Below are 22,792 nucleotides of genomic sequence, written 5' to 3' on the forward strand. Positions count from 1 at the left end.
GTACTGCGCGGTTCTCGTGCCTGGTCCGTGCGTCGTTTCCCATCAGGGACGGGAAGCGGCGTCCGGGCACACGGTGCGGCTCCTACACTGAGAAAAAGGAGCAGTGCACAGCGTCTACGGTGTAGCCGACACGACAAAGGCGGGGCAGTATAGCGCTATGCAGCTCGCCTGAGAAATCGACTGGCTGTTATGACAGGACTGATATAAGTCGGTAAAATAATAGCCTATTGCTATGCCATGGATGGTCGTCATGCGAGACCGGATTGCTGCGTTTGACCTCTATCGCTATGTAGTGACCCCGTTGGGTCTGCCAGCCCTCACTATGCTGTTGGGCTTGATGCCGGCCATTTTTTCCGCAGGGGTCGGGCTTTACACATTATCATTTGGTAGCTTGCTTCAGGATTGCCTGATCCTGGTCACCGTATTCCTGCTCATCACGTTCGTAATAGTTGTGTTTCGTCAGCGGGCTGAAGCCTGGCCATTAGAGCCTTATGTCATAGGTTCGCTCCTGTTTTTAACCTACTCTCTAACGCATATCCAACATTTGCGTGGCACCTTTCTGGTGTTCTATGCCCTTTTGTTAATGCTGGGTATCTTCCGGATGCAGCTCGGCGCTTTTATCCGTTGCGCGAGTATTGCCTATTTTTCTTATACTGGATTGTGCTTGTGGCTTATGCGCCAGCCCTTGTTGCCCCAGGCAGAAAACATGATGAAGGTTCAGGGGGCGGCTCTGATCGTTACACTGATCTGCCTGATTGCCTTTGCACGTCATCACCAGCGCGTTCGCCAGCAACTGAGCGAGCGTCGTTATGCCCTTGAGGTAAACCAGAACAACCTACGGCATCTCATGCATCAACTGGAGACGCAGGCCATTACGGATGAACTTACAGGGCTGCGTAATCGGCGATACTTCTTACAAGTGGCCAATGAAGCACTACATCGACTGAGCCATGGTCGCATGCATGGATTGGCTTTGATTGATCTGGACTACTTCAAGCAGATAAATGATCAGTTCGGTCATGCAGCAGGCGATGAGGTACTGAAGGCTTTTGCATCCATAGCGACACGCGGGTTGCGTGAGCAGGATGTCCTGGCCCGCTACGGTGGTGAGGAGTTCGTACTGCTGTTACCCTTCAGCGATCCGCAGCAGGTTCATGCCTGTTGTGAACGTTTACGACAAGCCTTTTCACAGGTGACTCTCGATGCTGTACAAGGCGGTTCCTTGAGCGTTTCTATCGGCATAAGTCTCCTCGTGAACGAGCACACGCTGGACGAGGCCTTGCAATTGGCCGATCAGGCGCTGTATCGCGCCAAACGTAATGGCCGCAACCGGTGCGAGGCGGCATGGGAGTCGTGACATGCCAGAAGTTCGGGTCGGGGGAAAAGAGTGGTCCGCGGATGCAGGATCCACGTTACTCGACAGTCTTCTTGATGCAGGGCTACCGGTTGCTTACAGCTGCAGGGCTGGCAGCTGTCAGGCCTGTAAGATCCGCCTGATCCAAGGCGATTTGACCGATCTTCAGCCCGAAGCGTTGACGGCAAGTGCAAGAGCTGAAGGGTGGCGGCTTGCTTGTCAATGTCAGGTACATGCTCCGGTCGAGATTGCCCTGTTCGACCCAGCACGCGATGCGCTTCTAGCGCAGGTCACATACACCCAATGGCTGGCAGAAAACGTACTCGAAATTTGTCTCGAGTCGTCTCAACCGCTGCGCTACCGAGCAGGGCAGCATGTCTTGCTCTGGAATGGAGATATTGCGAGACCTTATTCTTTTGCCAGTGTGCCGAATGAAGATGTCGGGCTCTCCTTTCATCTGGATTGCAGTCGGCCTGGTACTTTTTGCGATGCCGCACGGCGGTTGCGTCCTGGCGACCCGATTCGATTAGGTAACCTGAGCGATGGCGCACTTCATTATCCCGTCGATGCTCAGGAGGTCCCGTTGCTGTTGATAGGGTCTGGAACAGGAATGGCGCCGTTGTGGAGTATCGTACGAGAAGCTCTAAGGCAGGAGCATCTAGGACCGATAAGGTTGGTGCACCGCGCCACCGAGCGTACTGGTCACTATTTGCGTGAACCGTTTGATGATCTGGCAGAGCGCTATGATCACCTAACAGTAGAGTACCTGACGGCTGAGCAATGGCCTGACTGGTTGAAGGGGCTGCGCCTGAGTTCCCGACAAACGCTGGCGCTGGCTTGTGGCGGCCCAAGCTTCATCGAGGCGGTATCGCGCCGCCTGTTCATGGCAGGTTTGCCGAAGGGGCGGCTGCTAACGGACACTTACCTCTCCAAAGCCTTGGGACAGAAATGAAAAAGCCGCCCTAGGGCGGCTTTTTCGTGCATCTGCAGGTTATACCAGCAGATCACCAACACGGTACATCTTCATGGTATTGGTGCCGTCTCGTTTGGTATAGCTGTCGCCCTTGGTCAGAATGACCCAGTCGCCACGCTCAACAATGCCGCGCTTGAGTAATTCATCTACAGCCGCCTGGCTGACTTTGTCGGACGGCATGGACTTAGGATCGAAGGGAATGGTGTATACGTTCCGGAACAGAACGGTACGGGCCTGGGTGATTCGGGAGGACGCAAACGAGAAGATCGGTACCGAGGAACGTAGACGCGACATAATCAGCGGGGTATAGCCGCTATCGGTCAGGCTGATGATAGCCTTTACGCCTGGGAAGTGGTTGGCTACGTAAATGGACGCCAACGCAATACTTTCGTCCCAGCGGGTAAACGTTTGGCCCAGACGGTGACTGGACAGTTTGCTGGTCGGCTGCTTTTCCGCCCCGATACAAATGCGGGCCATGGCCTTGACGGCTTCGACCGGATACTGGCCAGCAGCGGTTTCGGCCGACAGCATGACGGCGTCGGTATTGTCGAGCACGGCGTTGGCCACGTCAGACACCTCAGCACGGGTCGGCATCGGGTTGCTAATCATCGACTCCATCATTTGAGTCGCCGTGATCACGGCCTTGTTGAAACGGCGTGCATGGGAAATGATGCGCTTCTGGATACCAACCAGCTCGGCGTCGCCGATTTCTACGCCCAGGTCACCTCGAGCCACCATCACGGCATCACTTGCCTGAATCAGGCCATCCAGAGCTTCGTCATTGGCTACCGCTTCGGCGCGCTCGATCTTGGCAACTAGCCAAGCCTTGCCACCGGCCTCTTCCAGCAGGCGACGAGCCTCCTGCATGTCGGCCGCATCACGCGGGAAGGATACAGCTAAGTAGTCCACTTCCATCTCGCTGGCCAGTTTGATGTCCTGGCGATCCTTGTCGGTCAACGCCGGTGCGGTAAGACCACCACCACGGCGGTTGATGCCCTTGTGGTCGGACAGCGGGCCGCCAATCAGTACAACAGTATGCAATTCGTTGGCGGTAACGCCCTCGACGCGTAGCACCACGCGGCCATCGTCAAGCAACAATTCATCGCCTACATGGCAGTCGGTAACCAGGCCAGGATAGTCAATACCTACAACTTCTTGGGTTCCCGCATCCCGCGGATGTACCGTGGACAAGCGGAAGGTTTCGCCTTCCTTGAGCTGGATGCGTTTGTCGATGAATTTAGCAATCCGGATCTTGGGGCCCTGAAGGTCGCCCAGCAGAGCGACATGGCGACCATGCTTGGCAGCTAGTTCGCGTACCAGTTGACCGCGGGCCCGGTGTTCATCGGGAGTCCCATGGGAGAAGTTTAGGCGAGCTACGTCAATGCCAGCGATAATCAGCTGCTCGAGAACTTCGGGCGAATTGCTGGAGGGGCCGAGGGTAGCGACAATCTTGGTACGGCGATAAATCATTCAGGTCTTCCTTTCAGAGGGTTCAACCGTGAGGCGGCAGTACAGCAGCCGACTCTGACGTTTAGCTTCAAGACAGGAGCATTGTAGCCTTGCTGAGGCTGCAGGCACATGAAAGGTTTTGTTTCAGCACGTCAATTCATAAAAGTAGTGCTTGAATTCATGGTAGACAGGCGCGCTTCAGGGAATGACGGCGCGGCCGATAACCCGGGCACGGAGGATCAATCATGCGTTATATAGTATTTGCGCTGTTAGCGGCTTTCCTGGCCGGTTGCACTAGTGCTTCAATGAATCGTCATCTCAACAAGGCCTATACGGCTTATGCTAAGGGTGATTGCGAGCGTGTCATGCTCGAGTTGTCCCAGACCGAGCGCAAGAGTCGCGCACGACCCTGGCTGCAGCCGGAAATCTCGATGCTGCGTGGGCAGTGCCTGGAGCGGCAGAAGCTGTACGTAGATGCTGCAGAAACCTATCGTTTCATCGAAGCACGTTATCCATCCAGTGAGTATGCCTACCGGGCGCGGGCGCGTCTGGACACGCTTAGCCAGCTGGGATTGGACGGTACTCGACCGGTAGTCATCCAGGCACAGCCGCTGAAACCGTTGCCTGCTCGGTAATGATGCTGTCTCGGTTGTATCTCGCTATGCTTGTCCACCGACAGGCGTCTTGTGCCAGACGCCTTGGCTGTTAATTCAGGGATAGGGTCCAATGAAACAAAATCGCCACATCGAACGCCATCAGTTGCCTTACTTCCTGAAGGTGTTCAACCGTTTCACGGACAAACCCATGGGGTATCTGGGTAACATCTCTCTGGACGGTATGTTGCTGATCAGTGAGCTGCCTTTGTTGGTCAGTGGCACCTTCGAGCTGCGCCTAAAAGTGCCTGGGCGAGACGGACAGCTCCATTTCATTGATTTTGATGCTACTTGCCAGTGGAGCCGGGAAGACGTTACGCCCGGCTATTACGACTCGGGCTTTTCTCTGGCGGCACCGCCGGCAGACTATATCGACCTGGTCGAATCATTGCGCCACTACTTCAGCTTCAATTCGGCCCATCAGTCTGTATAGATCAGGCGGACGTTACAGAACGCCTGCCTTCTTCCAGCCCAGATAACGTGTCACGAGAGCAGGCCCGAGTTCGCCAGGGAGTGCATCAATCAGTGTAAGCCCTGTATGACCGAGTCGCTCATGCAGGGTCTGCCGGTCGTTGCGGTAGTCCACCGCGCCGCAATACGCCAGAGCTTCTTCATACGTATGCACGTCACGCTCGACCAGCGTATCCAGAATCTCCTCGCGCAAACTGGCTATCAGAACACGATGGTGGGTGCCGAGCCGGTCGAGGGCCAGGCGCAGTGTTTCGTCGTTTTCGTCCTTCAGGTTGGTCACTAGTACGATCAGGGCTCTACGGCGCTGGCGGGTCAGTAGCAGCCGAACGGCACTACTGTAGTCGGGTGGTGCCAAGGTGGGTTGGAGGTCATAAACGGTATTGAGCAAAACGCCGAGCTGTCGATTACCCTTGCCCGGCGCAACATGGCGAGGCGACTCCTCTGCGAATGTACTCAAACCTACGGCGTCGCCCTGACGCAAGGCCACATGGGCGAGGAGCAGACAGGCATCCAGAGCCTGATCGAAATGGGTCAGTTCTCCGTCCTGGCTACGCATGTGCCGGCTGCAGTCTAGTAAAAACAGGATTTGCTGATCGCGCTCCTCTTGGTACTCCCGGGCAATGGGCACGCCTTTACGTGCCGTCGCTTTCCAATCTATCTGCCGCAGTGTGTCGCCTTCGCGAAACTCACGAAGTTGATGGAAATCCTGTCCCAGCCCGCGTCGTGGCTTCTGGCGGACACCCAACTGGCCGAGCCATTGCTCGGCAGCCAGCGGGGTGCTGTCATAGAGGCGGGCAAAGTCGGGATAAACACGGGTCTCACTATGCAGCTCAAGGCGCTGGCGTCGCTGCCACAGAGTAAATGGACTGGGAGTCAATACTTCACAATGAGGATAGATAAACGCGCCGCGCTGCAACGGACGTATTCGGTAGTGGGTCTGGGTAGTCAAGCCTGGCTTGAGCAGTACCTTGAGCGGAAGTGCATCCTGTTCCATACCGCAAGGTACATGGTCGTAAAGTTCGATGAGCACTTCATGCGGGAAGGCATGGTGTACCTTTAACTCAATATCGCTCCAGCGCCCGAGCGGTAACTGGCCTGGCAGGTAGCGCTCGATACGGAGCGGTTTCTGCCGATAGGCCAGCAGTGCATCGATGGCCGCTGCGACAAGCAGAGCCAGCCCCAATCCCCACCAGGCGGTATGTAGGTGCTCCGGCAGAGCGACGGCCAGTGCCTTTAGAGTGCCCAGGAGCATCGCACAGGCCAGCAGTACCACAAGCATGATTAGGAAGCGGCGAGAGGGTTTCATGGCGATTGCTCTACAGGCGCGGGGCCGGTACCTGGTCCAGGAGCTGGCGAAGCAAACGGTCGACCGAAAGGCCGTCGATTTCCAGCTCAGGCGATAAGCGAACACGGTGCCGCAGAACGGGTAGCGCGCACTGCTTGATGTCATCCGGCAACACAAAGTCACCACCGCGCAGCAGGGCACGGGCACGCGCCCCTCGAATCAGGGCAATAGAGGCGCGGGGGCCGGCCCCCAGAGCGAGGCCCGCACCCTGCCGTGTTGCCCGTGTCAGGCGGACGGCATAATCCAGTACCTGCTCGTCAACGGTCAGCTCGGCTGCGATCTTCTGCATGGCCAGAATGTCCTTGGCTTGCAGTAATGGGCGCAGCGGAATGATATCGAGCATGTCGCTGCGGGTAGAACGTGTTACCTGGCGGACCAGCAGGCGCTCGTCCTCTTCGCTGGGGTAGTCGATGTACAGCTTGAACATGAACCGATCCAGTTCGGCTTCAGGCAGCGGATAGGTGCCTTCCTGCTCAATCGGGTTTTGAGTAGCCAGAACCATGAACGGCTGCGGAACGGGAAGGGCCCGGCCTTCAAGGGTGATCTGACGCTCTTGCATCACCTCCAACAGCGCGGCCTGGGTCTTGGCAGGCGCACGGTTGATTTCATCGGCCAGAAGTAGATGGGTGAACGCAGGTCCCTTGCGCAGTTTGAACTGCTCGGTGGTCAGGTCGTACACCGCATGTCCAGTGATGTCGCTGGGCATCAGATCAGGAGTGAATTGGATCCGAGCGAAGCTACCGTCAAAGCAGCGAGCCAAGGCACGGACCAGGAGCGTTTTACCCAGGCCGGGAGCGCCCTCGATAAGCACGTGACCGCCAGCAATCAGGGCGGTGAGCACGTCGTCAATGATTGAGCTCTGGCCAATAAGCGCCTTGCTCAAGGCTTGACGCAGGGCCTGGGCAAGTTGACTCGCCCGCTGGCGTTGCGCCGCTGGATCAGGAGGCGTAGACACAGGGGAGGTGGAGTCGGTCATTGAACGGTCCTTACAGGGGGATGCGGTAAAAGAATCATGCGGGTCATAAGGCTCTTCTTATCTGTTGAAGACGCGCTACGTGCCGGATGAAATCAGCAGTTTTTAATCGGCCGGGAGGGAGAGGTCGCATTGCCTGAATAATTTCCTGAGGGGCGCGCCGGGTCAGGCGACTCAGGGTTTGCCATTGCTCGGCAACAGCCAGTCGCTCGAAGCCAGGATGGCGTCGACGAGCGCGTTGCTGGATATCACGTTGCAGCAGATGGATCAGCGGTGCGAAGCCGGCCTGTCGGCGAATGAATTCGGCGCTGGCGCGCAGGTGCTCGGCCAGCTGGCGCCGGTCTCGCGGCATGGCAGGAAGGACAGGGCCCTGGCGTAAGGCCACGTGCCACAAGGCCAACACAAGGAGAAGAGCAAGAGCAACCAGCGCCTCGGGATAATAAGTTACCAGTAGCGTGGCCAGGTTATCGTTATCTATTCGATAGAGCAATGTGACATGGCTATCCTGGGTCAAGTACCAGAGTAGCCAGGCATTGTCGTACTGGTCGATCTGAGTGTTCTGCCAGATCCAGGGATCGGTGAGTACAGTAATGAGACCATTGCCCCAGGCCAGCTGTACCATATGGGTGGCCGCAGCACTATTGGCCCAAGCCAGCGCCCGGTTCTGTGAGTCGTTCAGATGATAGTCGTCATCAAAACCGATGTAGGCCGGTGCTTGTTCGTTCTCCAAATACAGCTGGGTCAGATGTGCCCAACGCTCCTTCGCGGTGGCCTCATCAGGCGGCTCGAGGTCTTTGGTCAGGTGCTGCTCTATACCCAGCGGGTCAAGGATCGGGTCGCCGCTCTTGCCAAGATTGTCATCCCAGAGCCGGTCTGCCACGACGACGAGGTGCCCGCCACGATGTGCCCATTCCAAGGCCTGCTGGCTTTGCAAGGGTGTCATGCGTTGCCGATCAGACAAGATCAGTACGGTATGTCCTGCTGTAGGCAGGGTATCGATGATATGGAAAGAATCGCTGTGCTGCACATCGACATGTTGGCGACGCAAAAAATGCTCGGCAGCAAGATAAGGATTGTGCCGGGCTTCTGGACTAGGACCACGGTCCTTGAGCGTTTCCTCGATTGTGATGGCGCGTGAGCCCCACAGACCTAGCGCTGTCAGGGTTGCCAGCATAAGAACCGCGGCCAAGGCATAAGCGCGACGCGTCATGCTCTGGCCTTCGTTGCGAACAATGCTCGCCAAGAGGCGCAGAGTGCTTTCATTGCTTCTGTGCTCGGAAGACGATGGCCATAGGCAATGCCCTGCCAGTGTCGAGTAACCTCATGCAGATAACGTTGGGTTTCGGCCGGTATGCGTTGCTCGCCCAGCGAGAGTATTTCCCCTTCGGTATGAGCTTCTCTCAGGGGCAGTTGGAAATCGTGTAGTAATCGACTGAGCAGACCGCGATAAAGCAGGCCCAGCGCCTCACGAGGATGAGTGGGCCAAAGTCGCTCCACCTCGGCGGGTAGATCGGCCGGTAAACTCTCCGGTGTGACATCAAGGCCAAACAGGTGTTCTGGCATGACATGAACGACAGGACGGGCTTTTCGGGTGCGCGGAATGAAGTGGGAAAGCCCGGCGCGGTAATGCCACAGAATCCAGAGAAGGCCCAAGCCCAGCAGCGTCCAAAGCATGACTTCAAGTAGCTGCGCGGTATGGCGGATAAACCAGAGTAAGCCGCCAGGGAGGGTGAGATCCTGAGAAGAAGAGGTCTGGGATGAATTATGGCCGAAGTGCCATTCAAGATGCTTTTCTTCGTTTCTAAATGGTGGCTTTTCCAGTTCGGCCTTGATCTGCTGCCGGGCCGCCTCGCTGGTCAATGGCTGGTTTAGCAGGCGTGGGGTATCTGGTCCGCTGCTCTCAGACGGAGGCAACGGGCAAACTGCCGTTTCTTCGTCAGCCAGGGCTGGTACGGGTTGAATAGAGAGCAGGCCGGCACAGCTTGCAAGCACTAGGGCATAGGCCGTACCCAGCAAGCGTTGACGTAAACGGCGGAACGCCAGTTCGATGTCCCAGCCTTCCAGAATTGTTCGACGATTAAGATAAAGGGTGAAGCCACAGGCAACATACACCGGCTCCCAAATCAGCAGAACCAAGGCATAAATCAGGTTTGTCAGGTGTTCTATCCAGAGCAGGCCGTGCGCTTCGACATCGAGTAGCTTGAACCAGTCCAGCTGTTCGACCATTTGTGCTGGAATAAAAAGATAGACTAGTCCAAGGCCGCCCAGGTACAGCGCTAATTCGATATGAACACCAATCAACGTTAGTGCACGGGCCGTACGGCTGCTGTGCTGAGTTAGCAGGCGTACCCGGGTTAATCGAGGTGTACCGGAAAGACCTTCCAACTGTTGGACCGGTAGCAGGAAGCTACGTTGCAGGCTGAAGCGGCGCCAGGTAAGGCTAGCGATAAGTTGCCCTTTTGCGAGGCGCAGATAGGCCTGTAGCGCTTGCCGAACGCTAGGCGTATCGCCAAAAAGGCCCTGTGCCAGAACGTGCAGGGGAAGCCGATCGAACAACGGTTTCAGCCACCAAAACAAGAGAAAGACCAGGGATGGGTAGTCCCAGAGTAAAAGGGTTAGCAGGGCAAGAAGCGGGAGAGTGAGCAGGGCCCAGCTTTTGAACAGTATACCCGCATGGGTACGCGCCAGGTGCACGCCAAGATCGAGTGCTTCCCAGGGGCTCCGGGGGCGAATCACTGCCTGGCTATCGGTCAGACGCATGCGAGTCTCTTCCCAGGCATATGAAATAGGCACCGACGGCCAGCCAGAGCAAGGCGCCTACACTGTATTTGATCCAGACTGAAAGAGCGGCCGAGGAAGACCAGTAGGCTTCGGTAAAGGCGGCCAGTACCAGCAGTATGGTTACGCCAATGACCAGGCCAACGCAGCGCCGGGCGGCCAATCGCAAGGCTTCGCTACGGCGTTGACGGCCAGGAGCGACCAAGGCAGCCCCCAGCTTGAGCCCTGCCGCGCCGGCCAGCGTGATCGCCGTGAGCTCAAACGCGCCGTGACCAATGACAAACGGCCAGAACGTCACGCCAGAGCCTAGTTGAGTCAAGTAACCTGCTACCGCGCCAATGGTCATGCCGTTGAATAACAGGAAGAACAGACTACCCAGGCCATAAAGCAGTCCGCCGGCGAAGGTCTGAAAGGCGATGCCGATGTTATGGCGGATGTAATAGCCGAACATTTGCCAATCCTGGCTGCTGGCTCGTTCCGGCAGGGCGCCGATGCGCTTGGCGTCAGGTGCATACATGCTTTCCATGTCGGCTACCTGAGCAGGGTCGAGCAGACTATAGACAAGGTCGGGCACGTAATAAATCAGAACCCCCATTACAAGAAGACTGCCGTAAAAAAGCAGGCTGGCGGCAGCGACGGCGCGCCATTCTTCACGAACGAGTTGGGGAAAGTCCGTTAGCAGAAAGCGTATGAGGCGCTGGCCGGGGTTTCCACGGTGACGGTACAACTGCTGATGCCCACGCAGGGTCAATTGGCGAAGCCGATCTACCAGGCCGGGGCTGTAACCACGTGCCTGAGCAAGTGCCAAGTGCTGGCAAAGGCGTCGGTAATTAGCGGCGAAGCGCTTGATGTCCTCGGGTGATGCCAGCGGACGACGTTTCTCAAGCAAGCCAAGGTGCTCGTCGAAGCGTACCCACTCGGCTTGATAGCGATGTTCGAACGGAGACTGTTTCATGACGTTGAACCCATCAAGCCGCGTGCAATGCGGTCTAGGCGAGTACTCGCGTCCCGGGAATCGGTACCCAGCGGCTCGGTCAATAAACTAGCCAGCTCTTCGCGTCGTGCTGACGTAAGGGTTTCACGCCGCTCGCTAAAGGCCAGGATAGCCTGCTGGTCCGCAAGATTAAGCAGAAAAGGAGGTGTCAGCGGAATCACGTCCAGCGGTGCCGCTGCCGGCTGAGGCGTTTCGTCGTGTACGACTAAGGTGCCTGCTGCCAAATCGCCCAGCCTTTTGAAAGCCGGATGCAGCAAACTGCTCAAAATGCCCAGCGTATAACCAAAGGGAAGCAGATCAATTACACGCAACAGATTGCGTAGCAACGAAGCTGACCAGCCGACAGGTGTGCCATCGTCATGCAGAACGCGCAGTTTCATGTAGCGTTTTCCAGGCGAGCGTCCTTGCGCTAACACTTCGAATAACACCATGTACCACCAGCTGACCAGAAAAGTCAGCAGGGCGATTAGACCAACACCTAGTGCACCGAAAAAGCTTAGTACTCCATAAGCAGCGCCCAAGATGACGCCTCGAATAGCCAAATCGATGGCATAGGCCAGGGCGCGCGGCAAGAGGCTGGCCGGGCGTAATGCCAAGTCGATGGATTCTGGGGTTTCGACCCGGTACAGCGTATCCAGAGGAAAAGGGGCAGACATGAACGCGTTAAAATCCTTTCTAGGTACGCAGTCAGAGCGAACGGAGCCAGGGCATCAAAGGCCTTGCCGGCAGAGTATTAGCCGCTGCGGTACGGCATTCTTCCGCGAAGAATTAAAGTTGGACCCTTTCGACATGCAATCACTCCTTGATGATGTCGTTTCCCCAGCCGGTACAGTAAACGCTTCGCTGGTTGTATAGCTTGAGGGGGCAAAGCCTAGCGATCAGATGACCCACAAGGCAACAACAAATTCGACAGTGGTAGACTCGACGCGCTTTTTGGCTAGGAGAGCTTTAGCGTGAGCCAGACTCTTTTTTGGTATGACTTCGAAACCACGGGCACCAACCCCCGGTGTGATCGACCTCTTCAAGTGGCAGGCCTGCGCACGGACGAAGATCTCAACATCATTGGCGAGCCGCTTAATCTTTATTGCCGGCTGGCTGACGATATTTTGCCGAATCCAGCAGCATGCCTGATTACGGGCATCACGCCAGAGAGATTATTACGTGAAGGGCTATCCGAGGCGGCCTTCATGGCCCGGCTGCATAGCCATTTAAGCCATCCCGGTACCTGCTCTGCGGGCTACAACACCTTACGTTTCGACGATGAAGTAACCCGACACAGCTTGTATCGTAACTTTTACGATCCTTATGCCCGCGAGTGGCAAGGCGGGAACACGCGGTGGGATCTGATCGATGTATTGCGTGCGGCGTATGCTCTGCGTCCAGACGGGATCGAATGGCCTCAGGAGGGCGGACGAGTAACGCTCAAGCTGGAGCGCCTGACAGAGGCCAACGGGCTTGATCATGGCCAAGCACATGACGCCTTGTCTGATGTTCAGGCTACGATTGCCCTAGCCCGCCTAATTCGTGAGCGCCAGCCACGGCTGTATCATTTTCTTTATCAGCTGCGCCACAAACGCTCCGTCTTGGAGCACATTACTTTAATGAAGCCTTTGGTACATGTTTCGGGACGCTTTTCAGCAGAGCGTAGTTTTCTATCACTCGTACTTCCGTTGGCTTGGCATCCTCGTAATCGCAATGCCTTAATCGTCTGTGATCTGCATGAAGATCCTGTTCCTTTGATCGAACTGGATGTGCCTACGCTACATCAGCGTCTTTATACCCGGCGCGATGAACTAGCGGCGGGAGAATTACCGATACCCCTCAAACTTATTCAGATTAACCGATGCCCGGTTTTAGCTCCGTTGAGTGTATTGCGCGAAGTTGACCAAGAGCGGTTAAGTATTAACTTGAAACTTTATAAGCGGCGGGCAGCCTGGCTGCAGGATAGAAAGTCACTTTGGAAGGACAAATTGTCGCAGCTTTATCAAATAAGCAGAGACGCAGCTCATTTTGATCCTGAACAGCGACTGTACGAAGGCTTTATATGTGAACAGGACCGTAAGTTGTGCGATCGAATTCCTAAGTGTGAAGAGGCAGTACTGGGACACGATAGCTGGGTATTTAACGATAGCCGTTTACCTGAGTTATTTTTTCGTTACCGAGCCCGTAACTTTTTCCATACATTGAAAACCGATGAACAGGAACGATGGACCCATTTTTGCCGGCAACGGTTAAGTGATGCAGCCATGGGAGCGCCAAACACACTAGCCTCCTTTGAAGAAAGCTTGCATACATTGGCATTGACGGCCAGCGAAGCTCAGCAGGCATTACTGGAGTCCTGGCGTATGCATGCTCAAGCGTTGCGAACGCGTTTTCAGCTTTGAGCCGTTAACTTTTTTAGCCGCAGGTATATAGGCCCCGTTGTACAGGGATTAGTGATGCAAAACTAACTTTTGCATTCTCTTATGACGGTATAAATCTCAAATGTTTTACCCCCTTAAATAGAAAACGCCAGCAAGGCTGGCGTTTTGGGTCTTCTGCTGAAATCAATCCAGCAGCGAGGCCCAGCTTTCTACATCATTGGCGCCCCACTTAGCCTTCCACTCTTTCAATGTCTTGTGGTTGCCACCTTTAGTTTCGATGACTTCACCGGTGTGAGGGTTCTTGTACTGCTTAACTTTACGCGCACGCTTGGTGGCTGAGCCTTGATTGGCTTTGTTTGAAGTGCGGGAAGCGCGGCTGTTTTTAGCGTCGATATCGAGAATAGCGATGATATCGCGCAGAGACTTTTGATATTCACCCATCAGTGCGCGAAGTTTTTCTTCGAATTCGAGTTCTTTCTTCAGCTTTTCGTCTTGAGAAAGATTGTGCAGGCGCTCTTGTAACTCTTTGATAGCTTCTTCTGTAGCGCGGTATTCATTAATAAGGGACATGCTATTACCTGCAATGCAAGGACTGGGCTATTTTTAGTTATGATAGTGGGGCGTTAAGATCAAGTAAACCCGACCTTTGAAGTTTTATTTAATTTTAAATTGAAATAGTGCTTGGCTATTTAACTAATAGTTAAAGCCATGGCTCTGTTAAAATGCAGGAAAGACTATTCACAGGCTGAAGTTTTTCACGCGTACCGCTAGAATAGCGACTTCCGCTTTTGTCGAGGTTTTGTTATGCGCACTTTTCGTCTGGTGATTGCCTGCCCGGACGGCGTCGGTATCGTTGCGAAAGTTAGTAATTTTCTAGCAACTTACAATGGCTGGATTAGCGAAGCTAGCCATCATTCCGATACCGAAAGCGGCTGGTTTTTCATGCGTCATGAAATACGAGCCGACTCATTACCCTTCGATTTGAAGGGATTTCATCAAGCGTTTGCGCCTATTGCTCGCGAGTTTTCCATGCAATGGCGTATTACCGACTCGGATGTTAAAAAGCGCGTTGTTTTAATGGCGAGTCGGGAGTCCCATTGTCTGGCCGATCTGCTGCACCGCTGGCACAGTGGCGAACTCGATTGCGAGATTCCCTGCGTTATTTCTAACCACGATGCCTTACGCAGCATGGTGGAGTGGCATGGCATTCCTTATATTCACGTTCCGGTAAATCCAGCTGACAAGTCGGTGGCTTTCGCCGAAGTATCTAAACTGATCGATGAGTACCAAGCCGATACCGTTGTGCTGGCGCGCTATATGCAGATTTTGCCTCCCGATCTTTGCCAGCGCTATGCCCATCAGGTGATCAATATCCATCACAGCTTCCTGCCTTCTTTCGTAGGGGCCAAGCCCTACCATCAGGCAGCCCAGCGTGGAGTAAAGCTAATCGGTGCTACGTGCCACTATGTTACCGAAGAGCTGGATGCCGGCCCGATCATTGAGCAGGATGTAGTCAGAATCAGCCACCGCGACAATGTCGAAGACCTGGTGCGCTTAGGCAAGGACGTAGAAAAGATGGTGCTGTCGCGTGGCTTGCGTTATCACCTGCAGGATCGTGTAATCGTACATGGCAATAAAACAGTCGTATTCGACTGACAGGAGGCCTTTATGGCCGATCCTTTCGAGCGAGCCACTGCTGCTCTGCCGCCGGTGATTGGAGAGGGCTGCACGCAACGCTTCGATCTCGACGCTCTTGGAGAAAACAGCGGCACCGATTTTCCAGGTGCCACTGAGTTATGGGCCAGCCTGACTAGGGCTGTGGCCGACGAAAGCGAATCAGGCGTTTGAGCAGAGGCCGTCCGGCTAAGTGGATGAATACCGGGGCGCCTGCGATCAGATAGAAGTAATAGGTCACGAAGCGCCAGATTAGAATGGCAGCACCCGCGGTCGCCGTACCGACCATGGGCGTAAGCAAAGCGCCTGAGGCCAGCTCTGCGCTTCCTGCACCACCGGGAAGCAGACTGGCCTGACCGGCCGTCATGGCCAGCATCTGAACCAGGAAGGTCCATGCCCACGGAATAGTGGAGCCCAGTCCGATCAGGGTCATATAGAGGATGCTATTTCGCAGCAGCCAATGTAGCGAACTCAAGAGGAATACGCTCACGAGTACGGTCTTGGGCATTCGCAAGCTGTCTTGCAGGGCGTTGCGGAAGCGTAAGACCTTGCGTCCCCAGTGCAGTCGCTTAAGCGGCTCCATACCCAGCAGTCGAAGCAACCGCCCGTTGGTTCGTAGAACCGTACGGTGATAACGCGCCACGCCTAGGACTACAATGATCACGCCTGTCAGCAGTGCTGCGCTGCCTCCCAGCAACCAGCCTACATGCGGACTAAGTGCATGGAAAACGGCATAAATCAGAATACCGATCAGGGCGAAAACAAAAAACAGTAGGTCACTGAGTTGGTCCACTGCGAACACAGCAGTCGCTTGGGCAGGGCGTACACCACGACGTGCCAGGAGCGCCATTAATGTCAACGGACCGCCTGCACCGCCGGGGGTGGCGCAAAAGGCGAATTCACTTGCCATAACGATTCCCAGCGCACGCAAGTGTGTGGTGCGATGTAGCCGGCGCAGCAGCAGTCGCAAGCGGATGGCATTGATATTCCAGCACACCAGAATCATGCCCAGCATCAGCGCCAGTAAATCCAAGGGAAAATCGAGTAGACGTCCTAGAAGACCGGTTCCGCCCAGTAAAAGGGGAATCAATACGGCTGCGATGAGGGCACTCACTAGCAGCCAGAAGCCTCGGGTCATGCTGCCTGCCGCTCGTGTAAATAATGCCGGTTGAGCCAGTTGATCTTGTTAATCGGAACACGTCCTTCATTCATCAGGCGCTTTAATAGATCAAGCCAGTAGCGCCGTGAAAAATCGTGGCGCATGTCTACAGGGTGCAAGCCAAGACGAAGTAGGGGGGCCTTGCGATGGCGGCGCGCCGCTTGCTCACTAAAGAGCCACGACATGCCCCGACGCCAAGGGCTACGTGCACTCCAGACAAGGCCAGGTGCGTCGATTCGGGTATGGTCGGGCAGTAGATAGAAATGCTGAGGGTCGCTGGTATAGCGCAGCGGTGTTTCACTCAGGGCGCGGCGTGTACCTTCGCTCATCAGCCAGGCAGGCGCTACGAAACCGTGCAGAGGCCAGCCGAAACGTTGAAACAACGCCATGCCGTGGTTCAGTCGCTCGCGAGCCTGTGCTTGGTTCAGTGTGTAGAACTCACCTTCCCATGTGTAAACCCGGCGCATGAACCAATCCCGAGGAGTAGATGGCGATGAAGCGTCGTCACAATGAAAGTAACCATGTAACGCCAGTTCATCGCCTCGGGTGAGGCGCTGATCCATTAGTTGAATGAACGCCGGATCCTTGTCAATGGAATTGCGATGATGAAAATCAGGAACGACCAAGAGCGTCATTGGAATGTTGCCCAAGGCGTCTACCGCTTCCACGAAGGGGCGATAGTCGTTCCAGGTTTCAGGTGCTACGTCATGTAGTACCAGCATTACGTTACGTTCAGCCATGTGCGGCTACCGGAATCTCTACTGTGCCGAGGACGGCATGATAATGTGCCAACAGCCCGGCGACCACGGTATCCCATGCATGATGTGCTTCAACATGCTGCCGAGCCTGACGGCCCACCAAGCGAGCATCATCCTCGAACAGTTCGCATATGGTCGTAGCCATGGAAGCAGGGTTGTGTGGCTGGCAGAGCCGACCGGTATTGAACGGAACGATTTCCGCCAAGGCACCTGCTCGAACCGCTACGACAGGAACACCACAGGCCATGGCTTCGAGTGCTACCAAACCAAAGGTTTCCTGGTGGCCAGCGTGTAGCAATACATCACTGCTAGCGATCAAGCGGGCTACTTCATGGGCCGGACGAAACTCATTGATGATCGAGACGTTATCTGGCACATGGCTTGGCATGTTCGAGCCAACCAGCAACAGATGATAGGGTTTTCCCAATTGGCGGGCGGTTTCCAACAGAACAGGTAGGTTTTTCTCTCGCGAACCGCGGCCGGCAAAGATCATTAGTCGTGTCGACTCGTCCAGGCCTAGCTCCCGTTTGAGATTGGGGTCGCGTAGCGTGGGAGTGAATGTTTCTAGATCCACACCCAGCGGCTGCACATAAACATTCCTGACGCCCATGCGCTCGAGTTTTTCAGCCATGACTTTGCTTGGAGCAAGGACCCGGTCAAAACTGCGGTACAGGCGCGAGATGTAGGTGCTCATATTATTGCCGAACCAGTTACCCAAACGATTACTGGCCAGGAGCGGCAGGTCTGAATGATAGAAGCCGATCACAGGGACATCCAGACGGCGTCCTGCATCCAGCGCAGCCCAAGCTGTCATGTAAGGGTCGCCTACCTCGATTAAATCAGGCTGTAACTCGTGCAGCACGGTGCGCCAGGGCCCACGGCGGACCGGAAACCGGTAACCTTTGCCGAAAGGTAGTGCCGGAGCGGGTATTTCATGAATACCCCCATTCTGGCGATAGGCGTGCCCCGGGATGAGCACGCTGTGCTGTACCCCCGGATAACGACGCAGACGTTTGTGTTTGGCATCGATATAGGTACGCACGCCACCACTGGCGGGTGCATAGAACATGGTCATATCTGCGATATGCACGGTGGAGCTTCCTCCGTTCGGCTTCTAGTAAGAACCATCCGATACTGCTGGCATGAGTAAGGTGAGCAAAGTTGGATAAGAAGAGCTCATGCGCTCAGACGTTCTCTCCCTGTGCCCTCAATGGACCATGACAGTAAAAAGACGTTCGCCGGAGGGCTTATTCCAGAGCATCACGCCTTCGCGCTAGGCGAAGGTCGTCGAGTCTTACAGAGGGAGGAAAGCGGGAGCGCCAGGAAAAATCACGCTTGGCGCTCCCAGGCGTTAATCAATAGGCGCTGGCCTGATTCAACATGGTGATATCGTCGTCGCTCAGGGTCAGGCGGGTAGCTGCGGCAAGATCATGTAGCTGTTCGAGCGAGGTGGCACTTGCAATAGGCGCTGTGACGCTGGGGCGTGCGATCAGCCAGGCCAGGGCGACCTGAGCCGGGGTGACATTGCGCTCTTCGGCAATCTCGTCCAAAGCTGAGAGAATAGTCACGCCCCGTTCGTTCATGTATTTCTTAACAGCTTCACTGCGTGCGCCTTTGAGATCATCGCCCGTCCGGTACTTGCCGGTCAGGAAGCCACTGGCAAGCGAGTAATAGCTGATCACGCCTAAACCTAAATCCTGTACGGTGGGCTCAAGATCCGTTTCGTAGTCCTTGCGCTCGTACAGGTTGTAATGCGGTTGCTGGCTTATATAGGTGGGAATTCCCAGGCGTTGACAGACCTCATGGGCTTCGCGCAAGCGGGCAGCGCTGTAATTGGAGGCACCAATGGCTCTCACTTTGCCTTGCTCTATCAGGCGAGCAAAGGCTTGCAGGGTTTCCTCCAGTGGTGTGTCCGTGTCGTCGATATGGGCCTGATAAAGATCGATGCAATCAATTTGCAGCCGCTGAAGGGAGTCGTCTACGGCGCGCTGGATATACTCGGCCCGAAGCCCTTTTTTGCCGTCGCCCATCTCCATGCCTACTTTAGTGGCGATCACGACGTGGTCGCGCTTGCCGCTTTTCTTCAACCACTTGCCTATGATGGTTTCCGATTCGCCGCCCTTATTGCCTGGGGCCCAGCGCGAGTAGGTATCGGCGGTGTCAATAAAGTTAAGCCCGGCGTCTACCAGGCCATCAAGTAATGTAAATGAAGTGGCTTCATCCACAGTCCAGCCGAATACATTGCCACCAAAAGCCAGAGGCGAAACGCGTAATTCGGAGCTGCCCAATTGACGCAGGCTCATAGAGTCCTCCCGTGTGTGAAGAATGACGGTCCGGCCTGGATTGAACCGGTTCCTGACCATGTGTGACTGGAGGAGCGCTTGATCGTTCGCGAGGGTAAAGCGGATGAAGCTGCAGCTTTGGTGGAGTGCAAGCGCTGCAAGGTCTCTGTGAACGGTTCGGGTCTGCCAATGGCATAACCCTGAGCATAGTCAACACCAATGGCCTGTAGCTGTTCAAAGGCGGCCTGAGACTCGACGAATTCGGCTACTGTCTGAGCGCCGAGATGCCGGGCGATATGGTGGATGGATGCGACAATGGTTTGATCCAGGGGATTGGTATCCAAATGACGGACGAAGCTGCCGTCGATTTTGATGATGTCTACGGCAAAGTTTTTAAGGTAGTTGAACGAGCTGAGCCCCGATCCAAAATCATCCAAGGCAACCTTGCAGCCTAACTCCCTCAGACGATTGATCAGACGCGAGGCGATGCTGAGCTTGCTGACTACAGCGGTTTCGGTCAGTTCGAAATGAAGACGCTCCGGTGCCAGGGGGGAGCATGCGATCAGGTCAAGCAGATAGGGCAGGAACAAGGGGTCGTCCAGGCTATTGCCGGAGAGATTAATACCTACTGAGAGTCCTTCTATAGCTTGAATGGCTGTGGCCTGTTCGCAGAGCACTTGGCGTACTACCCAGCGATCCAGACTGGACATTAGTCCAAAGCGCTCAGCTGCGGGAATAAACGTACCGGGCGAAATCAAGTGGCCTTCACTATTGTGTAAGCGCAGCAGTAATTCGACATGCGGACCCTGGGTCGACTCGCGGGTCGGGACGATAGGCTAGGCATACAGGGTAAAACGATCATGCTCAAGAGCATCCCGCAAACCACTGGCGAGAAGAATTTCCCGGTGCTGCTTTTCCACTTCTTCCCGTCCTGCCTGGTATAGCTCGGCACGGTTGCGTCCGCTGTGTTTGGCTGCATAACAGGCGACATTGGCCTGGCTCATCAGCTCCGCTGTGCTGCGGGCCTCAGCCGTAATGGCGACGATCCCGGCGCTGGCGCCAACGTCATACAGCCGATCTTCCCACTGAAAGCGCATTGCAGAAATAGCGGCGATCAGCTTGTTGGCCACCGCTTCGGCCTGAGGCAAGTCACAGTCATACAAGAGAAGCCCGAATTCGTCACCGCCCAGGCGCGCCAGGGTGTCGGATGCACGTAATGTGTCGCGTAGCAAGTGACTTAACTCGCGTAAGAGCGTGTCGCCTGCAGCATGACCGGCCGAATCATTGACAATTTTAAAGCGGTCCAGATCGATAAAGCACAGGGCGTGAACTGCATGCCGTTCCTTTGCGCTCTGCCAGGCGCGGTTTAACTCCTGCTCGAACTTGAGGCGATTGAAAAGGCCGGTCAGGGCATCGTGCGAGGCGTTGTAACTTAACTCGCGTTGCAAGGCACGCGCGCTGGTCACGTTCTGAAAGACCAGAACCGCACCGATAACAGCTCCGTCGAGGGTGCGGACCGGCGCTACTGAGTCCTGAATGTCGTAGCGTTCCTCCTGACTGTTAACCAGAGTTGCCGACTCATTGGACGATAGGATCGTTTGGGTTTCGAGGCAGCACGTCACGGGGCTGGGCAGCGGTTCAAGCGTCTCGCTGTTAAAGATGCGAAACACATCCTGACGGGGGCAGCCCCGAGCCTCTGAGAGCATCCAGCCGGTCAAGGCTTCGGCCGCTGGATTCAGGAATGTAATACGGCCTTCTATATCAGTGGTCAGTACCGCATCGCCAATCGATGCGAGCGTGACCTGCAGGCGCTCCTTTTCTTCATGCAATGCCTCGGTCAGTTGTTTGTATCCCGTTACATCCTGGAGGCTGCCCACAATACGCACTGCTTTTCCCGAGTGGCTGATAACAATGCCCTCAGCACGCACATGACAGATAACACCATTAGAGCGGACGATCCGGAACTCGGTATCGTAGGTTGTACATTGGGTAATGGCAGCTTTGAGTTGATCATGTACAGCAGTACGGTCTTCGGGATGGACGGCATTAAGCCATGCGTACATATCGATCGGCTTGTCATGCGGAGGAACGCCATACAGTTCGGCCATTTTGGCGTCGATGATAAACGTGAGCGACTCAGGGTCTAGTTCCCAGATACCAACCTGCGCGGCCTGGGTCGCTAATCGCATGCGCTCGTTAAGCCGGTTCGTTTCAAGATCAAGGCGTTTCTGCTGATCGATATCTTGAGTCTGCAATAGCAGGTAGTACAGCTGCCCTCCATCTTCCACTATTGGCGACAGCGTGGCACGTACCCATATAGGGGAACTGTGCTTAGGCAGTATTCGTATATCGAGCGTGAAGTCTTCAATTTCCTGACGAAGCAATTGGCCGATAAGACTTAGAGCCTTGCTCAAGTCCTCTGGGTGAGTTAGGGCTGACATGGCGCGGTTCTGCAGGTCTTCGCGGGAGTACCCCAACAACCGGCAAAAGGCTGGGTTTGCCTTATAGATGTCTCCGGATAAGGTCGGTACCGCCATGCCGGAAGGTGCCGAACGCATGGCATTGCGAAAGCGTGCCTCGCTCAGCGCGAGCCGCTGTCGTTCGTCACTGCTCTGCTGCAGCGCTACAGACAGTAGCAGCGGAGGAATCTGCATCAGCGCGAGCGGAATATACAATGCTGTTTGTTGGAGGAGGGAGTTAACAGGCGGCAAGTGAATCAGTCCTGCTGTCAATGCCAGGCTAGTCAGGCAGATCGCTAGCCCGCCGATCAAGGTAATCCCAAATGGTTTAATTCGAATCGTCAGCAAAAGTAATAGTGTGACGGTATAACTATAGGGGTAGGGTAGATAGCGAAACGCCAGAACTGTCAGGATGAGGGTTAGTATTGTCAGCCCAACAAATTCAGTGGGCGAATGCTGAGTAAAGTCACGCCACGTCAGCGAGCCACTCCTCATACTGATAGGCAGCAAGGCCAGTAACCCCAGTACGTCGCCCGTATACCAGTGCATCCAGAGGATAGATAAGGGTTTGCTCGATTCTGTCGGCAGCAGGGTAGATAGGGTCAGGCTGCCTACGGTAGCGCCTACCACTGCCGGAATGAAGATACCGAGCACGAGTAATCGCATGACGTTACCCATGTTGCGAGTAAACGCACCTTTAGGAAGGTAGCAACGTAGCAACCAGGCCGACAGGGTAGCCTCAAGTAACGTGGCAGGCAGAAGCTTAAGACTGTTCAGTACGAGTTGGCCTGAGCCTGCCGAAGCGGCCATTTGCAACACGACGGCACAAGCAATAAGCAATGGCCAACAGGTATAGCGTGAGTGAATCAGAAAGGCAGCCAGGACGGCGCTGGGTGCCATGGAGCAGCCATCGTATCGGCCACCTGTTGCCAGGCTAGACAGAAAAACGTTGCCGCAAAATACAAAAGGCAGAACAGCAGAACGAAATGCGCAGGCTGCTTTTGTTGTGGGGTTGCTGTCGTGTTGTCTCAGGGCAGTGAAAAGGCCTACCGGTGTATCGGCCGTTATGAGGCTATGCTGTAGTTCAGCAAAGCAAACTCATTCCTT

General features: G+C 55.3%; 21 protein-coding genes. 7 read left to right on the forward strand and 14 right to left on the reverse strand.

Annotated features, from left to right (window positions below; translation table 11 throughout):
* Positions 1–250: 250 nt before the first annotated feature.
* Together IQ22_RS01135 and IQ22_RS01140 are read left to right on the forward strand one after the other, a co-directional pair.
* On the forward strand, positions 251–1,357 hold the full coding sequence (locus IQ22_RS01135; RefSeq protein ID WP_158635393.1) for a GGDEF domain-containing protein: 1,107 nt from the start codon (positions 251–253) through the stop codon (positions 1,355–1,357).
* Position 1,358: 1 nt separating this feature from the next.
* Positions 1,359–2,306, forward strand: a complete 948-nt coding sequence (locus IQ22_RS01140; protein WP_145136772.1) for an iron-sulfur-binding ferredoxin reductase — start codon at positions 1,359–1,361, stop codon at positions 2,304–2,306.
* Between the two features lie 39 nt (positions 2,307–2,345).
* Here the strand turns inward: IQ22_RS01140 and pyk are convergent, their stop codons facing one another.
* Positions 2,346–3,797 carry a pyruvate kinase gene (gene pyk / locus IQ22_RS01145; RefSeq protein WP_145136776.1) on the reverse strand — a complete coding sequence of 484 codons (1,452 nt, stop codon included), beginning with the start codon at positions 3,795–3,797 and terminating at the stop codon, positions 2,346–2,348.
* A 224-nt stretch (positions 3,798–4,021) separates the two neighbouring features.
* Between pyk and IQ22_RS01150 the strand changes: the two genes are divergently transcribed.
* Both IQ22_RS01150 and IQ22_RS01155 read left to right on the forward strand, forming a co-directional pair.
* Positions 4,022–4,411, forward strand: a complete 390-nt coding sequence (locus IQ22_RS01150; protein ID WP_145136780.1) for a tetratricopeptide repeat protein — start codon at positions 4,022–4,024, stop codon at positions 4,409–4,411.
* 91 nt (positions 4,412–4,502) lie between these two features.
* Complete coding sequence (locus tag IQ22_RS01155) at positions 4,503–4,862, forward strand: PilZ domain-containing protein (RefSeq protein WP_145136783.1); 360 nt, start codon at positions 4,503–4,505, stop codon at positions 4,860–4,862.
* Between the two features lie 12 nt (positions 4,863–4,874).
* On the opposite strand, the gene IQ22_RS01160 is transcribed toward IQ22_RS01155, so the two are convergent.
* From IQ22_RS01160 to IQ22_RS01185, 6 genes are read right to left on the reverse strand one after another with little or no spacing between them, the layout of a single operon-like run.
* Positions 4,875–6,206 (reverse strand): DUF58 domain-containing protein, encoded by a 1,332-nt coding sequence (locus tag IQ22_RS01160; RefSeq protein ID WP_145136786.1) that lies wholly within the window; start codon positions 6,204–6,206, stop codon positions 4,875–4,877.
* A 10-nt stretch (positions 6,207–6,216) separates the two neighbouring features.
* Entirely contained in the window at positions 6,217–7,221 is a 1,005-nt protein-coding gene (locus IQ22_RS01165) for an AAA family ATPase (protein WP_145136789.1), read from the reverse strand.
* Positions 7,222–7,264: 43 nt separating this feature from the next.
* Positions 7,265–8,428: a DUF4350 domain-containing protein gene (locus IQ22_RS01170; protein ID WP_145136792.1), complete on the reverse strand. Its 1,164-nt coding sequence runs from the start codon at positions 8,426–8,428 to the stop codon at positions 7,265–7,267.
* Positions 8,425–9,978 carry a DUF4129 domain-containing protein gene (locus IQ22_RS01175; protein ID WP_145136795.1) on the reverse strand — a complete coding sequence of 518 codons (1,554 nt, stop codon included), beginning with the start codon at positions 9,976–9,978 and terminating at the stop codon, positions 8,425–8,427. The genes IQ22_RS01170 and IQ22_RS01175 overlap by 4 nt, the downstream gene beginning before the upstream one ends.
* Entirely contained in the window at positions 9,962–10,951 is a 990-nt protein-coding gene (locus tag IQ22_RS01180; RefSeq protein ID WP_145136799.1) for a stage II sporulation protein M, read from the reverse strand. Before IQ22_RS01180 ends, IQ22_RS01175 begins: the two co-directional genes overlap by 17 nt.
* On the reverse strand, positions 10,948–11,646 hold the full coding sequence (locus tag IQ22_RS01185) for an RDD family protein (protein ID WP_145136802.1): 699 nt from the start codon (positions 11,644–11,646) through the stop codon (positions 10,948–10,950). Before IQ22_RS01185 ends, IQ22_RS01180 begins: the two co-directional genes overlap by 4 nt.
* 297 nt (positions 11,647–11,943) lie before the next feature.
* Between IQ22_RS01185 and sbcB the strand changes: the two genes are divergently transcribed.
* Positions 11,944–13,374: an exodeoxyribonuclease I gene (sbcB, locus tag IQ22_RS01190; RefSeq protein WP_145136805.1), complete on the forward strand. Its 1,431-nt coding sequence runs from the start codon at positions 11,944–11,946 to the stop codon at positions 13,372–13,374.
* A 162-nt stretch (positions 13,375–13,536) separates the two neighbouring features.
* Here sbcB and mvaT read toward each other — a convergent pair whose 3' ends face one another.
* Complete coding sequence (gene mvaT, locus IQ22_RS01195) at positions 13,537–13,923, reverse strand: histone-like nucleoid-structuring protein MvaT (RefSeq protein ID WP_145136808.1); 387 nt, start codon at positions 13,921–13,923, stop codon at positions 13,537–13,539.
* Positions 13,924–14,157: 234 nt separating this feature from the next.
* Here mvaT and purU point away from each other — a divergent pair, with 234 nt between their 5' ends.
* A complete protein-coding gene (gene purU / locus IQ22_RS01200) occupies positions 14,158–15,009 on the forward strand; it encodes a formyltetrahydrofolate deformylase (protein ID WP_145136811.1) in 852 nt (283 codons plus the stop codon).
* 12 nt (positions 15,010–15,021) lie between these two features.
* Positions 15,022–15,201 carry a hypothetical protein gene (locus IQ22_RS01205; protein ID WP_145136814.1) on the forward strand — a complete coding sequence of 60 codons (180 nt, stop codon included), beginning with the start codon at positions 15,022–15,024 and terminating at the stop codon, positions 15,199–15,201.
* Here the strand turns inward: IQ22_RS01205 and gpgF are convergent.
* From gpgF to IQ22_RS01230, 6 genes are all read right to left on the reverse strand, one after another.
* Positions 15,164–16,165, reverse strand: coding sequence for a glucosaminyl phosphatidylglycerol flippase (gene gpgF, locus IQ22_RS01210; protein WP_145136817.1), 1,002 nt, complete (start codon positions 16,163–16,165; stop codon positions 15,164–15,166). The genes IQ22_RS01205 and gpgF overlap by 38 nt on opposite strands.
* Entirely contained in the window at positions 16,162–16,926 is a 765-nt protein-coding gene (gene gpgD, locus IQ22_RS01215; RefSeq protein ID WP_145136820.1) for an N-acetylglucosaminyl phosphatidylglycerol deacetylase, read from the reverse strand. The genes gpgF and gpgD overlap by 4 nt, the downstream gene beginning before the upstream one ends.
* The gene (gene gpgS / locus IQ22_RS01220) at positions 16,919–18,034 is read right to left on the reverse strand and encodes an N-acetylglucosaminyl phosphatidylglycerol synthase (protein WP_244308849.1); all 1,116 of its coding nucleotides are present in this window, start codon (positions 18,032–18,034) and stop codon (positions 16,919–16,921) included. The genes gpgD and gpgS overlap by 8 nt, the downstream gene beginning before the upstream one ends.
* Positions 18,035–18,299: 265 nt before the next feature.
* Positions 18,300–19,247 (reverse strand): aldo/keto reductase, encoded by a 948-nt coding sequence (locus tag IQ22_RS01225; protein WP_145136824.1) that lies wholly within the window; start codon positions 19,245–19,247, stop codon positions 18,300–18,302.
* Positions 19,244–20,059, reverse strand: a complete 816-nt coding sequence (locus IQ22_RS23485; protein ID WP_425298830.1) for an EAL domain-containing protein — start codon at positions 20,057–20,059, stop codon at positions 19,244–19,246. The genes IQ22_RS01225 and IQ22_RS23485 overlap by 4 nt, the downstream gene beginning before the upstream one ends.
* A gap of 3 nt (positions 20,060–20,062) precedes the next feature.
* Positions 20,063–22,753 (reverse strand): diguanylate cyclase domain-containing protein, encoded by a 2,691-nt coding sequence (locus tag IQ22_RS01230; protein WP_342212443.1) that lies wholly within the window; start codon positions 22,751–22,753, stop codon positions 20,063–20,065.
* Positions 22,754–22,792 lie beyond the last annotated feature (39 nt).

Origin of the sequence: Pseudomonas duriflava (genome assembly GCF_007830155.1) — a bacterium.
Classification (GTDB): domain Bacteria; phylum Pseudomonadota; class Gammaproteobacteria; order Pseudomonadales; family Pseudomonadaceae; genus Chryseomonas; species Chryseomonas duriflava.

Excerpts from the sequence above, each read along its gene's own strand:
- IQ22_RS01135 (WP_158635393.1), top strand. The coding sequence starts at position 251 with ATGCGAGACCGGATTGCTGCGTTTGACCTCTATCGCTATGTAGTGACC.
- IQ22_RS01140 (WP_145136772.1), top strand. The coding sequence starts at position 1,359 with ATGCCAGAAGTTCGGGTCGGGGGAAAAGAGTGGTCCGCGGATGCAGGA.
- pyk (WP_145136776.1), bottom strand. The coding sequence starts at position 3,797 with ATGATTTATCGCCGTACCAAGATTGTCGCTACCCTCGGCCCCTCCAGC.
- IQ22_RS01150 (WP_145136780.1), top strand. The coding sequence starts at position 4,022 with ATGCGTTATATAGTATTTGCGCTGTTAGCGGCTTTCCTGGCCGGTTGC.
- IQ22_RS01155 (WP_145136783.1), top strand. The coding sequence starts at position 4,503 with ATGAAACAAAATCGCCACATCGAACGCCATCAGTTGCCTTACTTCCTG.
- IQ22_RS01160 (WP_145136786.1), bottom strand. The coding sequence starts at position 6,206 with ATGAAACCCTCTCGCCGCTTCCTAATCATGCTTGTGGTACTGCTGGCC.
- IQ22_RS01165 (WP_145136789.1), bottom strand. The coding sequence starts at position 7,221 with ATGACCGACTCCACCTCCCCTGTGTCTACGCCTCCTGATCCAGCGGCG.
- IQ22_RS01170 (WP_145136792.1), bottom strand. The coding sequence starts at position 8,428 with ATGACGCGTCGCGCTTATGCCTTGGCCGCGGTTCTTATGCTGGCAACC.
- IQ22_RS01175 (WP_145136795.1), bottom strand. The coding sequence starts at position 9,978 with ATGCGTCTGACCGATAGCCAGGCAGTGATTCGCCCCCGGAGCCCCTGG.
- IQ22_RS01180 (WP_145136799.1), bottom strand. The coding sequence starts at position 10,951 with ATGAAACAGTCTCCGTTCGAACATCGCTATCAAGCCGAGTGGGTACGC.
- IQ22_RS01185 (WP_145136802.1), bottom strand. The coding sequence starts at position 11,646 with ATGTCTGCCCCTTTTCCTCTGGATACGCTGTACCGGGTCGAAACCCCA.
- mvaT (WP_145136808.1), bottom strand. The coding sequence starts at position 13,923 with ATGTCCCTTATTAATGAATACCGCGCTACAGAAGAAGCTATCAAAGAG.
- purU (WP_145136811.1), top strand. The coding sequence starts at position 14,158 with ATGCGCACTTTTCGTCTGGTGATTGCCTGCCCGGACGGCGTCGGTATC.
- IQ22_RS01205 (WP_145136814.1), top strand. The coding sequence starts at position 15,022 with ATGGCCGATCCTTTCGAGCGAGCCACTGCTGCTCTGCCGCCGGTGATT.
- gpgF (WP_145136817.1), bottom strand. The coding sequence starts at position 16,165 with ATGACCCGAGGCTTCTGGCTGCTAGTGAGTGCCCTCATCGCAGCCGTA.
- gpgD (WP_145136820.1), bottom strand. The coding sequence starts at position 16,926 with ATGGCTGAACGTAACGTAATGCTGGTACTACATGACGTAGCACCTGAA.
- IQ22_RS01225 (WP_145136824.1), bottom strand. The coding sequence starts at position 19,247 with ATGAGCCTGCGTCAATTGGGCAGCTCCGAATTACGCGTTTCGCCTCTG.